We start from the raw sequence: 15013 nt of genomic DNA, 5'->3' as shown, positions 1-15013 counted from the left end.
GCTGCGATCTTTTGATCTTTTAAAAAGCAAGATCAAAAGATCGCAGCCTTCGGCAGCTCCTACAGGGGCCTTTTCATTTGCTCAGCGCATGCTCGGCGCGCACCGAGTTCATGAACGCCTGCATCGCCGACGACTGAATGCGATGGCGACGGGTAATCAGCCCGTACGGTGGCAAGCGTGCTTCGAACTTGATCGGCAATACCGCCAGCAAGTCACGACCAGGATAATCCTCGACCACCGACACCGGCGTGACGCCGAGCATATCGGTTTGCTGAATCAATGAGAGCAAGGTCATGATCGAGGTGGTTTCGACGATGCTGCTGGGGATATCGACCCGCGCATTATGGAACACCTGGTTGATGATCGCGCGCATCGGGCTGGGTTGCTGTTGCAGCACCCAGGTCATGTTCTGCAGTTCTGCCCAACCCAGTTGCTTCTCCTTCGCCAGCGGATTCTGCGCACCGGCAATCACACACAGGGCTTCTTCACCCAGGCTGTCGAACAGCAGTTCTTCGGCCCGTGCTCCGGGCGGAATTCTTCCCAGGACAATGTCCAGTTGATCCTGCAGCAGCGCCTGCACCAGCACGTCGCTGGTATCGACCTGGATGCTCATGGACAAGCGTGGATGGCTTTGCTTCAAGGTCGCGATGGTGCGGGTCAACAGCCCCGAGGCCAGCGCCGGAATCGCGCCAACGGCGACTCGCCCCAGGTTGCCAGATTGCAGGGCAACCAGTTCTTCGCGCATGCCGCTGAGTTCGGCGAAGACCATGCGCGCGTAGTAGATGACAGTTTCCCCGAACGGGGTCGAGCGCATGCCCCGAGGCAGGCGTTCAAAGAGTTCGACGCCGAGCAGATCCTCAGCCTCGTGCAGCATCTTGGTCGCCGCCGGCTGAGTCATGCCGATGTGGTCGGCGGCACGGCGCAAAGAGCCGAATTCCTCCAGCGCCAGCATCAGCCGCAGCTGGCGCAGACGCAGTCGACTGTGGATTACATTGGCATCAGGAATTCGGGACATGGGCCGTACTCGCAAACAAAACTGTGGCAAGCCTGACAACAAATGTCAGGCGTTGCCAGCATCGCTGTGTCACAGCACCGATTTTGCCTTGGCGACCTGGGGTTTGCGCAGGCCCATCAGGGTTTGCAGCGCCTTGGAAATCAACGGCCAGAACAGCATCAACAACGCCGCCGTGGTCAGGCTACCCACCAATGGGTTGGACCAGAAAATCCCCAGGTGCCCGTCAGAGAACAGCATCGACTGACGGAAAGCATCTTCAGCCTTGTCGCCCAGCACGGCCGCCAATACCAGCGGCGCGATCGGGTAGCCAAGTTTCTTGAACAGATATCCCAGCGCACCGAACCCGAGCATCAGCACCACGTCGAAGAACGAGTTGTGCACCGAGTAGGCACCGATGGCGCAGACCATGATGATGATCGGCGCGATGATCGAGAACGGAATGCGCAGGATCGAGGCGAACAGCGGCACGGTGGCCAACACCACGATCAGGCTCACCACGTTGCCCAGGTACATGCTGGCGATCAGGCCCCAAACGAAGTCATGCTGCTCGACAAATAGCGTTGGCCCAGGGTGCAGGCCCCAGATCATCAAACCGCCGAGCATCACCGCAGCGGTGGCTGAACCGGGAATACCCAGGGTCAGCATCGGCAGCAAGGCACTGGTGCCGGCCGCGTGGTCGGCGGTTTCCGGAGCGATCACGCCTTCGAGTTCACCCCTGCCAAAGTTGTCGCGGTTTTTCGAAAAGCGACGCGCCAGGCTATAGCTCATGAACGATGCGGCGGTCGGGCCGCCCGGCGTAATGCCCATCCAGCAACCGACCAGGGTGCTGCGCACAATGGTCCACCAGTAGCGCGGCAGCTTGGCCCAGGTGCGCAGGATCACCATCGGGGTAATGCGCGCATGTTCGCCGCGGAACACCAGGCCTTCTTCCACTGTGCAGAGGATTTCGCCGATGCCGAACAGGCCGATCACCGCCACTTCGAAGCTGATGCCGGTCATCAGGATCGGTTGGTCAAAGGTCAACCGCAGGTTGCCGGACACAGTATCCATGCCGACCGCCGCCATGGCGAAACCGATCATCATCGCCACCACGGTCTTCAGCGGCGGGTTCTTGCTCATGCCGATGAAAGTGCAGAACGCCAACAGGTACACCGCAAAGAACTCCGGCGAACTGAACGACATGGCGAAGGCGGCGATTTTGGTCGACAGGAACGTCAGCAACAACACCCCGGCCAGCGCACCAATAAGCGCCGAGCTGAACGCGGCGGTCAGGGCTTCAGCGGCGCGACCTTCGCGGGCCATCGGGTAGCCGTCGAACGTCGTCGCCACCGATGAGGGTTCACCGGGGATGTTGAACAGGATCGAGGTGATCGAGCCGCCAAACAGCGCGCCCCAATACATGCACGACAGCAGGATGATTGCCGACACCGGCGACATGGTGAACGTCAGCGGCAGCAACAGTGCCACGCCGTTGGGGGCGCCGAGGCCGGGCAACACACCGACCAGGATGCCCAGCAGCACGCCGATCACCATCAGGCCGATGTGGCCCGGGGTCAGGATCAGGTTCATGCCTTGCAACAGGGAATCGAATTCGCTCATTTGAAGTTTCTCCCGGCCAGGGCAATCCAGTCGCCCAACGGGCCTGCATCCAGCGGGACCTTGAACCACAGCGCGAAAATCAGGTAGCTGGCCAGGACCGCGCCGAGGGATACCGTGGCGATCATCCATTTTCCGTAAGGCTTGGCGCGGACCCTGTCACGCCACATGAACCAGGCGATGAAGCATGCCGAGGCGACGTAGATGCCGGTCAGTGGCATGGCAGCGACGAACAACGCAATCGGGATGAATACCGACAGCACTTGCCTGAATGCACTGCGACTGACAAATGCGATGCTCAGCGCTTGCCAGCGCACCACGGTCAACACGCCGTTGGCCACGCTCGCGGCGCTCAGCATCAAACCGATGTAGAAGGGGAAGTAACCCGGCTCGGGGCCGGCATCACCCCAGCCGATACCTTGTTCGACGCTGCCGAACATCACCACTACGCCGATCAGCGCGGTGAAGAGTGTCAGGCCGAGTTCGACCCAACGGGTGCCGACCAGCGCGGGTGAATCCGAAGAATGGGACATGCAGACACCTCCAGCAAATGACGGCCGCCCGCAGGCGAGCGGCCGCGACAACGTCAGTTTTTCAACCAACCGGCTTCTTTGAATACCGGGGTGACGCGGGCGGTGTCTTTTTCGATGTAGGCAGTCAGCGGCTCGCCCTCGAGGAAGGTCGGCACCAGGGCGTTCTGCTTGACGTAGGCCTTGAACTCCGGCGTCTCGGTGACTTTACGCATCAGCTCGACATAGAACGCACGTTGCTCGGCGGAAACGTCGCCGGGCATGAACACGGTGCGCGGGAAGCGGTATTGATCGATGCCCAGGCCTTGCTCGTGGCAGGTCGGCACATCGGCCCAGGATTTATCACCGGCGACTTTCTCGGTGTAGCTCATGCGTTCCTGGCTGAAGACACAGAGCGGTTCGACCTGGTCGCCGCGCCATTGGCTGATGCTTTCGCTGGGGTTGTTGACGTTGGCGGCGATGTGCTTGCCAGCCAGTTGGGTGGCGGCTTCGCTGCCGCTCTTGAACGGGATGTACACCAGTTTGCTGTTGTTGGTCTGGTTCAGCAGCAGGGTCAGGGTCTGGTCGACGTCCTTGGACTGGCTGCCACCCATGCGCAGGTTCGACGGGTCAGCCTTGACCGCTTCGTAGAAGCTTTTCGCATCCTTCCACGGTGCGCCTTTGTAGCTCCAGAGAATGAAGTCATCCTCGGCCACGGCGGCAATCGGCGTCAGCTCCTGCCATTGATAGCCGAGCTTGGACACCAGCGGCAACAGGTAGATGTTGTTGGTGCCGATCACCAGTTTCTCGGCATCGCCCTTGTTCATCTTCATGTCGAGAAAGGCTTCGGCGCCATTGCCGCCGCCCTTGTTGAGGACGATGGTATTAACGTCGAGCAGTTTATGCGTGGTGATGATCGACTGGATCAGGCGACCGAGTTGGTCGGTACCGCCACCGGGGCCACCGGCGACAACGATTTCGACGTTCTTGTCCGGTTGCCAGGCGTGGGCCAGGGCGGGGAGGGCGCCCGCGGCGACCAGGGTGCAGCCAAGAAACAGACGGGATGTGCGACGGACGAATGCATTTCGCATGATGGAAGAGCCTCGTTTTTGTAGTTGTTATGAGTGACTTGTTGGCGTTCGAAAGCTGCAAGCCTGGCCAGAGTGTGGGAAGACGCCGTCGCCGCGTCTAGTCAAAACAATACATACACCGATAGCCTGGGGTTATAGCGCTGCAAACGAACGGGGATTTCTGTAGGAGCGAGCCTGCTCGCGATGGACTCAAGAGCGCCACGTTTATTCAGGAAACACGCGTTTTCGTTGAAGACCATCGCGAGCAGGCTCGCTCCTACAGAAAAATGCATGCGTGCGTTGAAAGCCCATTGAAAGCATGGCATGCCATAACCCGAAGCTATCGCCTGATTTCAAGTTTTGATTAGACGGTTATCACCGGGCCTTCGATAGTGCCCACAGGTCGCCACGACGCGACACGCTTGAATCCACAAAAATAATAAATCGAGGTACGCACCATGGCTCGTCCCAGTGCTTCCCTGCATCTGCCCACGGCAGATGCGATCCCGCAGGCCGGCGCCGCGAAAGCCAGCAATGTGCGTTGGCGGATCTTCGCGATCATCTTTGCGCTGACCATGGTCAATCTGATTGATCGGGTGTCGCTGTCCATTGCCATGCCGACCATCGCCCATGAATTTTCCCTCACGCCAAGCATCCAGGGTTTGATCCTCAGCAGCTTCTTCTGGGCCTACGCGCTGTTGCAGATTCCCGGGGGCTGGTTGATCGACCGCTTTGGACCGCATCGGGTCATCAGCTGGTCCACCGGGTTGTGGGGCACGTTCCAGGTGCTGGCGGCGTTCGCCACTGGCGGCTTGTCGTTGTTGTTTGCCCGTGTGGCCCTGGGGGCCTCGGAAGCGCCGTTGTTTCCGTCCGGCGGCAAGCTGATCTGCTCATGGCTGGCGCCCAGCGAGCGCAGCCGCGGTGCGGTGTTGATGGACAGCGGCAGCCCGTTGGGCGTGGCGCTCGGCGGGTTGATCATTGCCTATCTGATCGCTTCGCTGGACTCCTGGCGCCTGGCCTTCGTGATCGCCGGTGTGGCGACCCTGTTGCTGGCCTGGCTGGCGCGGCGTTATCTGCGTGATGACCCGAACAGCCACCCACAGGTCAATGCCCTGGAACTGGAAAAAATCAACGCCGGGCGCGCCACGCCGGCCGCCGAAGCCACCCGGGCACCGGTCAAGGGCCTGGGCATCGCCGCTCGTTCCCTGAGCGGATTGCTGATCGGTCGTGCCAGTTGGGCGATGGTGTATTTCGGCCTGTTGACCTGGGGGCCGAGTTATCTGGCGCAAGCCCGGGGTTTTGATATCAAGGGCATTGGCGCGGCGACCTTCGTGATTTTCGTCTGCGGCGCATTGGGTTCGTTGACCGGTGGTTTCCTCTGCGACGGCTTGATCCGCAAGGGCGTGCGGCGCGGCGTGGCGGTCAAGAGCCTGCTGGCGTTTTCCGGCCTGGTGGCCCTCGGCGCGTTCCTGCTGTTGCCGACCCTGAGCGATCCTTTTGCGGCCGTGGCGCTGTTGGCCATGACCGCGTTTTTCCTGATGTGGGGCAGCCTCTATTGGAGCTTCCCGGCGTTGCTGGCAGCACCGGCGCGGGTCGGCTTGATCGGTGGCGTGATGAACATGGCCGGCAGCACCGGCGGTATCGCGGTGCCGATCCTGGTGGGGGTGATCCTGCAAATGAGCGGTGGTTTCGCCCCCGTGCTCGGGTTCTTTGCCGCGTGTTCGGCCGTGTTTGTGCTGGCGACCCTGTTCATCAGTCTCGACGAGGTGCGTTATGGCTGAGCGTTGGAATGGACCGATCATCGATGCCCATCATCACTTCTGGGACCCAACGATCAACGACCATCCGTGGCTGGCGCCCGAAGCCAACATTGCGTTTCGCTACGGTGACTACAGCGCGATCAAGCGCCGCTATTTTCCCGAGGATTACTTCGCCGATGCCGGTGAGCATCGGGTGGTGCAAACGGTGTATGTCGAGACCGAATGGAACCCCCAGGACCCGATTGGCGAAACCCGGTTCATCGAACAACTGGCCGCCCGTTACGGGGTGCCGAATGCGATCGTCGCGCAAGCCTGGCTCGACCACCCGGACGCCATTGCGGTGCTGGCCGAGCAGGCCACCTACAAGTGCGTACGCAGCGTGCGGCACAAACCGGGCGGGCCGACGTCACCCGAACAGTTCGGGCGGGTGCGCAGCCTGATGAGCGACGAGCACTGGCGGCGCAGTTACGCCGCATTGGAGGGGCTGGGCCTGCACTTTGATTTGCAGACGCCCTGGTGGAACCTGCCCGAGGCCGAACGGCTGGCCCGGGACTTCCCCGGCATCACCCTGATTCTCAATCACGCCGGGTTGCCCAACGATCGCAGCGCCGAAGGCTTGGCGGGATGGCGAGCAGCGATGGCGCGGTTGGCGCAGTGGCCGAACGTGCAGGTCAAGATCTCTGGCCTGGGCCAGGCGGGGCGGGCGTGGCGCACCATCGACAACGCCTGGATCGTGCGCGAAATCATCGCGATGTTCGGCACCCGACGAGCGATGTTTGCCAGCAATTTTCCGGTGGACAGCCTGTGCGGCTCGTTCGACGACATCTACAGCGGTTTCAAATCCATCGTCGCCGATCTGCCAGTGGCCGATCAGGAGCGACTGTTCTACAGCAACGCGCAGCGCATCTACCGCTGCGAACCTTGCGCCATTGACCGGGCGCTGCCTGAATCCTTGAGGAGTGAAGCATGAACAAGACAACCATCGCGATGGTCCTGGGTGACCCGGCGGGCATCGGCCCGGAACTGATCTCACGCTTGCTCGCTGAGCCCGATGTGCGCGGCCAGGCCAACGTGATCCTGATTGCCGACGAAGCGGAAATGCGTCGCGGCATGCGCATCGCCGGCGTGGAGTTTCCCTATCGTCGGGTGGAGTCTTTGGAGCAGCTGTCTTTTGTTGATGACACGCCGTTGTTCTTCGATTTTCGCGGCGACACCTTCGGTGAATTTCCGCGCAGCGAGGCCAGCGTCATTGGCGGTCGCTACAGCCTCGACACGTTGGAAAAAGCGCTGCGCCTGACCGAGGCCGGGACCACCGACGCAATATTGTTCGGGCCGTTGAACAAGACCTCGCTGCACATGGCCGGCATGGCCCACAACGATGAGCTGCACTGGTTCGCCGAGCTGCTGGATTTCCACGGGCCATTCTGCGAGTTCAACGTGCTCGACAATCTCTGGACTTCTCGGGTGACCTCTCACGTCGCGTTGGCTGAAGTGCCGGGGTTGCTCAGCCAGGAGCGGGTGGTGGAAGCGATTCAGTTGATCGACACCGCCCTCAAGCGCAACGGCCTGGAAAAACCGCGCATCGGCGTCTGCGGTTTGAACCCGCACAACGGCGACAACGGCTCGTTCGGCCGTGAAGAACTGGACATCATCGGCCCGGCGGTGCGCAAGGCCCAGGCGCTGGGAATCGCGGCGGAAGGACCGTACCCGGGCGACACGATTTTCCTCAAGGTCCAGGGCGACGCCAGCGCCTTTGACGCGGTCGTGACGATGTATCACGACCAAGGGCAGATCGCGATCAAGTTGATGGGCTTCTCCCGTGGCGTCACGGTTCAGGGTGGCCTGCCCATTCCCATCACCACACCGGCCCACGGCACCGCGTTCGATATCGCGGGGCAGGGCAAGGCGAATGTCGGCGCGACTCGCCAGGCATTCGAGATTGCTTGCCGGATGGGGGGCAACAGCTACTAAAAGGGCAAGATCAAAAGATCGCAGCCTTCGGCAGCTCCTACAGGGGATGGCATACATCCTGTAGGAGCTGCCGAAGGCTGCGATCTTTTTGTTTTTGGTCTGATAACTCGATCTACCTGATAACCGCTTTTTCCTATCACCCCAGGTTATCGCCGGATACGCATAAGTGATTATCCGCAGCCCCTTGGCGCTGGCTAAAGTCGCTCCATCGAATGCGCACAACCGCTCTCCAGCGGCTCTACGCAACGACACAACAATGACAAGAAGCCGGCAGCGCAAGGAATCTGTATTCATGAAAATCAAAGCGATCCGTACCCGCGTTTTCGAGTGGAAAGGCAAAGTCGTCCCACCTCAAGCGCACTTCTGCACCAACGCCAGCGACATCCTGTTCGAGCGCGGCGACGCCATGGGCTCGTTCCGTTTCCACGGCTGGCTGGTGGTGGAAGTCGAGACCGACACCGGTCTTGTCGGCATCGGCAACTGCGCCCTGGCGCCACGGGTGGCCAAGGAAATCATCGACACCTACCTGGCACCCATCGCGATTGGCGAAGACCCGTTCGACAACGAATACATCTGGCAGAAGATGTACCGCCAGAGCCACGCCTGGGGCCGCAAAGGCATCGGCATGGCGGCCATCTCGGCGATTGATATCGCCATCTGGGACATCATGGGCAAGGCGGTCAACAAGCCGGTGTTCAAGCTGCTCGGCGGCCGCACCAAGGAAAAGATCTGGACCTACGCCTCCAAGCTCTACGCTAACGACAACCTCGACCTGTTCCTGGAAGAAGCCCAGGGCTATCTGAACCAAGGCTTCACCGCGCTGAAAATGCGCTTCGGCTACGGCCCGAAAGACGGCCCGGCGGGCATGCGCAAGAACATCGAACAAGTGCGCGCCTTGCGTAACCTGGCCGGTCCCGACGTCGACATCATGCTCGAATGCTACATGGGCTGGACCCTCGAATATGCCCGTCGCATGTTGCCGAAACTGGCCGAGTTCGAGCCGCGCTGGCTGGAAGAGCCGGTGATCGCCGATGACATCGAAGGCTACATCGAGCTGAAAAAAATGGGGATCATGCCGATCTCCGGGGGTGAGCACGAATTCACGTCCTACGGCTTCAAGGACCTGCTGGAGCGTCGCGCCGTCGACGTGATCCAGTACGACACCAACCGCGTCGGCGGCATCACCGCAGCGCGCAAGATCAACGCCATGGCCGAAGCCTGGTCAGTACCGGTCATTCCGCACGCCGGGCAGATGCACAACTATCACCTGACCATGTCCACCACCGCCTCGCCGATGGCCGAGTTCTTCCCGGTGTTCGACGTCGAGGTCGGCAACGAACTCTTCTACTACGTGTTCAAGGGCGAGCCGCAACCGGTCAACGGCTATATCCAGCTCGACGACAACAAGCCGGGTCTTGGCCTGGAAATCTCCGATGAGTACCTGAGCGACTTCAACATCATCGAGTGACCCCACGACCTACCGGAGGACGACATGCGCCTGATTCAATTCGAAAACACGGCCGGTGAACGCCAGGTCGGGCTGGTCGACGGGGCACAAGTGCAGGTGCTCCAAGGCACCCGCAGCACCCGCGAACTGGCACTCGCGGCGATCCACGCCAAACGCAGCCTGGCAGAAGAAGTCGCTTTGCGCGGCACCGCGCCGGGCCCGGACTACGCACAGCTGTTGCAGCGGGGCCAGGTCCTGCCACCGCTGGACCACGAAGACCCCGCCCATTGCCTGATCAGCGGCACCGGCCTGACCCACCTGGGCAGCGCCTCGACGCGGGACAAAATGCACCAGCAGGAGGGCGCCGTCGAAGCCGGCATGACCGACACCATGCGCATGTTCAAATGGGGTCTGGAGGGCGGTAAGCCAGGGGGCGGGCAGGTCGGTGCGCAGCCGGAATGGTTCTACAAGGGCGACGGCAGCATCGTCGTGCGTCCCGGCGCGGACTTCCCGGTGCCGCCCTTCGCCGAAGACGCCGGTGAAGAACCGGAGCTGACCGGGCTCTACGTGATCGGCGACGACGGCCAGCCGTATCGCGTCGGTTATGCCTTGGGCAATGAGTTCTCCGACCATGTCATGGAACGGCGTAACTACCTGTACCTCGCCCATTCGAAATTGCGCTGCTGCTCCTACGGACCCGAGTTGCGCGTCGGTGAATTGCCCAGGCACCTGGTCGGCACCAGCCGTATCAAGCGCAATGGCGAAACGATCTGGGAAAAGGAATTTCTCAGCGGCGAAGACAACATGTGCCACAGCCTGGCCAACCTCGAGTTCCACCACTTCAAGTACGCACAGTTCTTGCGCCCCGGCGATGTTCATGTGCACTACTTTGGCACCGCCACACTGTCGTTTGCCGACGGCATCAAGACCCAGCCGGGCGATAGCTTCCAGATCAGCCTCGATGAGTTCGGTGCGCCACTGGTGAACGGCATCGGCGAAAGTGCCCAGCCGTTGCCTATCGGTCAGGTGCGCACACTCTGACCCCCTGTAGGAGCCGGCAAGCCGGCTCCTAAAGGTCTGCCATTGATCAAGGAACTCACATGACTCAATTTCTTGGCCACAACTACATCGGCGGCCGCCGCAGCGCCAACGGCACCTTGCAACTGCAAAGTCTCGACGCGACCACCGGCGAGCCGTTGCCCGGCACCTTCTTTCAGGCGTCCGAAGCCGAAGTGGATGCCGCCGCCAAAGCCGCCGCGGCGGCGTACCCGATCTACCGCAACCTGAGCGCGGAAAAACGCGCGACCTTCCTCGACGCCATCGCCGATGAAATCGATGCGCTGGGCGAGGATTTCGTTGCCACCGTTTGCCGCGAAACCGCGTTGCCGGCCGGGCGTATCCAGGGCGAACGCGGTCGCACCAGCGGCCAGTTGCGCTTGTTCGCCAGGGTGCTGCGTCGCGGTGATTTCTACGGCGCACGCATCGATCGGGCGCTGCCGGAGCGCCAGCCATTGCCGCGCCCGGATCTGCGTCAGTACCGCATCGCCCTGGGGCCGGTGGCCGTGTTCGGCGCGAGCAACTTTCCGTTGGCGTTCTCCACGGCGGGTGGCGATACCGCCTCGGCCCTGGCCGCCGGTTGCCCGGTGGTGTTCAAGGCCCACAGCGGGCACATGGCAACCGCCGAATGGGTGGCGGACGCGATCATCCGCGCCGCCGAACGCACGCAAATGCCGGCCGGGGTTTTCAACATGATTTATGGCGGTGGCGTCGGTGAGTGGCTGGTCAAGCACCCGGCGATCCAGGCCGTGGGTTTCACCGGTTCGCTCAAAGGTGGCAATGCCTTGAGCCACATGGCCGCGACCCGACCACAGCCGATTCCGGTGTTCGCCGAGATGTCGAGCATCAACCCGGTGTTCCTGCTGCCCGAGGCGCTGGCGGTGCGCGGCGAGCAGATCGCGGCGCAACTCGCCGGCTCGGTGACCCTGGGCTGTGGTCAGTTCTGTACCAATCCAGGGCTGGTCATCGGCCTGCGTTCGCCGCAGTTCAGCAGCTTTCTCGAAATTTTTTGCGCGAGCATGAACCAGCAACCTGCGCAAACCATGCTCAATGCCGCAGGGCTGGACAGCTACAGCCGAGGTTTGGGTGAACTGCACGAACATCCGGGGCTGACTCATCTGGCGGGCAAGCCGCAACAGGGCAATCAGGCGCAGCCGCAAGTGTTCAAGGCCGATGTCAGCCTGTTGCTCAAGGGCGATGAGTTGCTTCAGGAAGAAGTATTCGGGCCGACCACCATCGTCATCGAAGTCGAGGACCGCGCGCAGTTGGCGGCGGCGCTACAGGGCCTGCGCGGGCAGTTGACGGCGACCTTGATCGGCGAGCCTGACGAGTTGCTGCAGTACCGCTGGCTGGCGGAGATGTTGCAGGAAAAGGTCGGGCGGATTCTGCTCAATGGCTATCCGACCGGCGTCGAGGTGTGCGAAGCGATGGTGCATGGCGGGCCGTATCCGGCGACGTCCGACTCGCGCGGCACCTCGGTCGGTACCCTGGCCATCGACCGCTTCCTGCGCCCGGTGTGCTTCCAGAACTACCCGGACGCGTTGCTGCCCGAGGCGTTGCAGAACGCTAATCCGCTGGGGATTCGGCGATTGGTGGATGGGGAGGTGAGTTCGTTGGCGTTGTGATTTCCCCCTGTAGGAGCTGCCGCAGGCTGCGATCTTTCGATTTTGCTTTTAAAAACAAGATCAAAAGATCGCAGCCTGCGGCAGCTCCTACAATCATCGTCGCAGCAACTTACCTGGTCCTGGCCGGCTTCAACACCAGCCACAACGCCGCCGCAATCAACACCCCGCCATAGACATGCGCCATCGACAATGGCTCATCCAGTAACAGCGCCCCCCACAACACGCCGAACGGCGGGATCAGGAAGGTCGTGGTCATCGACCTCACCGGCCCGACCGAACTGAGCAAGCGGAAGTAAACGATGTACGCAAGCGCGGTGCACACCAGCCCCAATCCCAGCAGCGACAACCAGACACTCCAGCCGCCCCAGCTTGCCGGCGGTTGGCTGATCACGCTGTAGCCGAACAACGGCAACAGGAACAGCGTGGCGCCGAGCATGCTGCCCAGCGCAGACAAACGGCTGTCGAGGCCGCCGGCCTGATCCAGCCAGCGGCGGGCGAGGAATCCGGCGAAACCATAACAGGTGGTGGCGAGCAGGCAGGCGAAGGCGCCCATCAGCAACTGCAGGTCGAATGCGACCGGGCCTGCGCGGGTCAGCACACCAACGCCAAGCAATCCGAGCAATACCCCGCCGAGCTTGGCGGCGGTGAGTCTCTCATGAAAAAACAGCCCACCGATCAAAACGCCCATCAGTGGTGTGGTGGCGTTGAAAATCGCCGAGTACCCGGCCGGCAGCACCTGGGCAGCCACGGAATACAGAGTTGCTGGAATCCCGGAGTTGATCACCCCGAGCAGCATCACAGTCTTGAGCTTGCCTTTGAAATCCCAGCTGATGCGCATCAGCCCGAGGATCAGCAACAAGCCGGTAGCGGCAATCGACACGCGGAAAAAGGCCGTAGGGATCGTGCCAATCACCGGGGCGATGATGCGCATGAACAGAAAGCTCGCACCCCAGATGGCCGCCAGTGACAGTAAACGGACTATATCGACGGGGTTCACGCTGCTCTCCTTCCTTGATCGGGACGAGAGTGTTGCCGAGCGGCTGATCCATGGCAACCGGAAAACGGGCAAATAACCCGCGCGCAAAATTACACTTCTCCTGCACCCGCTTCACTGGCTAAGCTCAGGGCTCACGAATTCCCGCAGAGGTCTCACCATGCCGCAGCAATGGCCAGCCGCCGACATCGCCCGCCTGATCCTCGATGGCTTTGACGATTACCGCGAGCATTTTCGCCAGATCACCGACGGCGCCCGGGCCCGCTTCGAGCAAGCCAGGTGGCAGGAGACGCAGTCGGCGTCGGCGGCGCGGATCAATCTCTACGAAGAAAAAGTCAGTGAGACAGTGGCACGATTGCACACCGCCTTTGACACCGACACGCTGGACGTCAGTTGCTGGCCGCTGGTCAAGAGCGCGTACATCACCTTGATCGACCTGCGCTTCGACGATGAATTGTCCGAGACCTGGTACAACTCGATTTTCTGCGGCCTGTTCAGCCATGACCTGATCAGCGACGGCTGCATGTTCATCCACACCACACGGCCGAGCCTGCGCCGGGCCCGCGCCGCGCAAACCCGCACCTACAAGCCCCAAGGCCAGCTGGCGGGCATGCTGGCGAGCATCTTCGCCGATTATCGCTTCAGCGAGGACTACGCCGACCTGCCCGGCGACCTGCGCCGCCTTGAAGCGCAACTGCGCGAGAACCTGCCCGATTGGGTGTGCAAGGACCCTGAACTGAGCGTCGAACTGTTTTCCTCGGTGCTCTACCGCAACAAGGGCGCCTACCTGGTGGGGCGCATCTACACCGCCGATGAGCAATGGCCATTGGCGATCCCGCTTCTGCACCTCGAGGGGCGGGGGATCCAGATCGATGCACTGATCACCGACGAGGCGGACGTGTCGATCATCTTTTCCTTCACCCGTTCGTATTTCATGGTGGATGTGCCGGTGCCGGCGGAGTTCATCGGTTTCCTCAAGCGCATCCTGCCGGGCAAGCACGTCGCCGAGTTGTACACCTCGATCGGCTTCTACAAGCATGGCAAGTCTGAGTTCTACCGCGCGCTGATCAACCACCTGGCCAACACCGACGACCAGTTCATCATGGCGCCGGGCGTGCGCGGCATGGTCATGAGCGTGTTCACCCTGCCAGGTTTCAACACGGTATTCAAAATCATCAAGGACCGTTTCTCACCGTCGAAAAACGTCGACCGCGCTACGGTGATCGAGAAGTACCGGCTGGTGAAAAGCGTCGACCGTGTCGGGCGCATGGCCGACACCCAGGAGTTCGCCGACTTCCGTTTCCCGCTGAGCAAGTTCGACCCTGCGTGCCTCGAAGAACTGCTGGATGTCGCGCCGTCCACGGTGTCGGTGGAAGGCGACACGGTGCTGATCCGCCACTGCTGGACCGAGCGGCGGATGACGCCGCTGAACCTGTACCTGGAAAACGCCAACCCGGCGCAGGTGCGCGAAGCCCTGGAGGATTACGGCCTGGCGATCAAGCAACTGGCGGCGGCGAACATCTTTCCCGGGGACATGCTGCTCAAGAACTTCGGCGTCACGCGGCATGGGCGCGTGGTGTTTTATGACTATGACGAGATCTGCTTCCTGACCGAAGCCAACTTCCGCCACATTCCGCAACCGCGTACGCCGGAAGACGAGATGGCGTCCGAGCCTTGGTATTCGATCGGGCCGCTGGATGTGTTTCCTGAGGAATTCCCGCCGTTTCTATTTGCCGATTCGGGCCAGCGCAAGTTGTTCGATCAACTGCACGGCGAGCTGTACAACGCCGATTACTGGAAGAGCCTGCAAGAGGCCATCCGTGCCGGCAAGGTGATCGATGTGTTCCCTTATCGGCGCAAGGGCCTCGATAACGAGTAACCCCCCACACAGATCGTTCCCACGCTCTGCGTGGGAATGCCGCCCAGGACGCTCCGCGTCCCTGTGACGCGGAGCGTCACTTGATGCATTC

Annotated in this window: 12 protein-coding genes; 7 read left to right on the top strand and 5 right to left on the bottom strand. The window is 61.6% G+C overall.

Annotated features, from left to right (window positions below; translation table 11 throughout):
* Positions 1 to 73: 73 nt before the first annotated feature.
* The 4 genes from AC3WWR_RS26615 to AC3WWR_RS26600 form a co-directional block, all read right to left on the bottom strand.
* Positions 74 to 1015, bottom strand: a complete 942-nt coding sequence (locus AC3WWR_RS26615; RefSeq protein ID WP_168757401.1) for a LysR family transcriptional regulator — start codon at positions 1013 to 1015, stop codon at positions 74 to 76.
* Between the two features lie 69 nt (positions 1016 to 1084).
* Positions 1085 to 2614: a tripartite tricarboxylate transporter permease gene (locus tag AC3WWR_RS26610; RefSeq protein ID WP_033045566.1), complete on the bottom strand. Its 1530-nt coding sequence runs from the start codon at positions 2612 to 2614 to the stop codon at positions 1085 to 1087.
* A complete protein-coding gene (locus AC3WWR_RS26605) occupies positions 2611 to 3144 on the bottom strand; it encodes a tripartite tricarboxylate transporter TctB family protein (protein ID WP_020797846.1) in 534 nt (177 codons plus the stop codon). The genes AC3WWR_RS26610 and AC3WWR_RS26605 overlap by 4 nt, the downstream gene beginning before the upstream one ends.
* 53 nt (positions 3145 to 3197) lie before the next feature.
* The gene (locus AC3WWR_RS26600) at positions 3198 to 4211 is read right to left on the bottom strand and encodes a Bug family tripartite tricarboxylate transporter substrate binding protein (protein ID WP_020797847.1); all 1014 of its coding nucleotides are present in this window, start codon (positions 4209 to 4211) and stop codon (positions 3198 to 3200) included.
* 437 nt (positions 4212 to 4648) lie between these two features.
* On the opposite strand from AC3WWR_RS26600, the gene AC3WWR_RS26595 reads away from it, so the two are divergent.
* The 6 genes from AC3WWR_RS26595 to AC3WWR_RS26570 all read left to right on the top strand — a co-directional run bounded on the left by AC3WWR_RS26595 (position 4649) and on the right by AC3WWR_RS26570 (position 12049).
* Positions 4649 to 5971, top strand: coding sequence for an MFS transporter (locus AC3WWR_RS26595; RefSeq protein WP_492599200.1), 1323 nt, complete (start codon positions 4649 to 4651; stop codon positions 5969 to 5971).
* Positions 5964 to 6920, top strand: coding sequence for an amidohydrolase family protein (locus tag AC3WWR_RS26590; RefSeq protein WP_033044529.1), 957 nt, complete (start codon positions 5964 to 5966; stop codon positions 6918 to 6920). The genes AC3WWR_RS26595 and AC3WWR_RS26590 overlap by 8 nt, the downstream gene beginning before the upstream one ends.
* A complete protein-coding gene (locus tag AC3WWR_RS26585) occupies positions 6917 to 7921 on the top strand; it encodes a 4-hydroxythreonine-4-phosphate dehydrogenase PdxA (protein WP_492599199.1) in 1005 nt (334 codons plus the stop codon). The genes AC3WWR_RS26590 and AC3WWR_RS26585 overlap by 4 nt, the downstream gene beginning before the upstream one ends.
* A 292-nt stretch (positions 7922 to 8213) precedes the next feature.
* Positions 8214 to 9389, top strand: a complete 1176-nt coding sequence (locus AC3WWR_RS26580; RefSeq protein WP_033045585.1) for an L-rhamnonate dehydratase — start codon at positions 8214 to 8216, stop codon at positions 9387 to 9389.
* A 24-nt stretch (positions 9390 to 9413) separates the two neighbouring features.
* Positions 9414 to 10409, top strand: coding sequence for an AraD1 family protein (gene araD1, locus AC3WWR_RS26575; protein WP_492599198.1), 996 nt, complete (start codon positions 9414 to 9416; stop codon positions 10407 to 10409).
* 59 nt (positions 10410 to 10468) lie between these two features.
* Positions 10469 to 12049 carry an aldehyde dehydrogenase (NADP(+)) gene (locus AC3WWR_RS26570; protein WP_020797854.1) on the top strand — a complete coding sequence of 527 codons (1581 nt, stop codon included), beginning with the start codon at positions 10469 to 10471 and terminating at the stop codon, positions 12047 to 12049.
* A 109-nt stretch (positions 12050 to 12158) separates the two neighbouring features.
* Here the strand turns inward: AC3WWR_RS26570 and AC3WWR_RS26565 are convergent, their stop codons facing one another.
* Positions 12159 to 13046 (bottom strand): DMT family transporter, encoded by an 888-nt coding sequence (locus tag AC3WWR_RS26565; protein WP_020797855.1) that lies wholly within the window; start codon positions 13044 to 13046, stop codon positions 12159 to 12161.
* Between the two features lie 157 nt (positions 13047 to 13203).
* Between AC3WWR_RS26565 and aceK the strand changes: the two genes are divergently transcribed.
* Positions 13204 to 14922 carry a bifunctional isocitrate dehydrogenase kinase/phosphatase gene (gene aceK / locus AC3WWR_RS26560; protein WP_020797856.1) on the top strand — a complete coding sequence of 573 codons (1719 nt, stop codon included), beginning with the start codon at positions 13204 to 13206 and terminating at the stop codon, positions 14920 to 14922.
* Positions 14923 to 15013: the final 91 nt, after the last annotated feature.

It is taken from the genome of Pseudomonas sp. EB271-G4-1 (assembly GCF_058791355.1).
This window is presented reverse-complemented; position numbering and strand designations above follow the sequence as displayed.

Coding starts and splice junctions, on each gene's coding strand:
- AC3WWR_RS26580 (WP_033045585.1), top strand. CDS start 8,214: ATGAAAATCAAAGCGATCCGTACCCGCGTTTTCGAGTGGAAAGGCAAA.
- AC3WWR_RS26605 (WP_020797846.1), bottom strand. CDS start 3,144: ATGTCCCATTCTTCGGATTCACCCGCGCTGGTCGGCACCCGTTGGGTC.
- AC3WWR_RS26585 (WP_492599199.1), top strand. CDS start 6,917: ATGAACAAGACAACCATCGCGATGGTCCTGGGTGACCCGGCGGGCATC.
- AC3WWR_RS26600 (WP_020797847.1), bottom strand. CDS start 4,211: ATGCGAAATGCATTCGTCCGTCGCACATCCCGTCTGTTTCTTGGCTGC.
- AC3WWR_RS26570 (WP_020797854.1), top strand. CDS start 10,469: ATGACTCAATTTCTTGGCCACAACTACATCGGCGGCCGCCGCAGCGCC.
- aceK (WP_020797856.1), top strand. CDS start 13,204: ATGCCGCAGCAATGGCCAGCCGCCGACATCGCCCGCCTGATCCTCGAT.
- araD1 (WP_492599198.1), top strand. CDS start 9,414: ATGCGCCTGATTCAATTCGAAAACACGGCCGGTGAACGCCAGGTCGGG.
- AC3WWR_RS26595 (WP_492599200.1), top strand. CDS start 4,649: ATGGCTCGTCCCAGTGCTTCCCTGCATCTGCCCACGGCAGATGCGATC.
- AC3WWR_RS26610 (WP_033045566.1), bottom strand. CDS start 2,614: ATGAGCGAATTCGATTCCCTGTTGCAAGGCATGAACCTGATCCTGACC.
- AC3WWR_RS26590 (WP_033044529.1), top strand. CDS start 5,964: ATGGCTGAGCGTTGGAATGGACCGATCATCGATGCCCATCATCACTTC.
- AC3WWR_RS26615 (WP_168757401.1), bottom strand. CDS start 1,015: ATGTCCCGAATTCCTGATGCCAATGTAATCCACAGTCGACTGCGTCTG.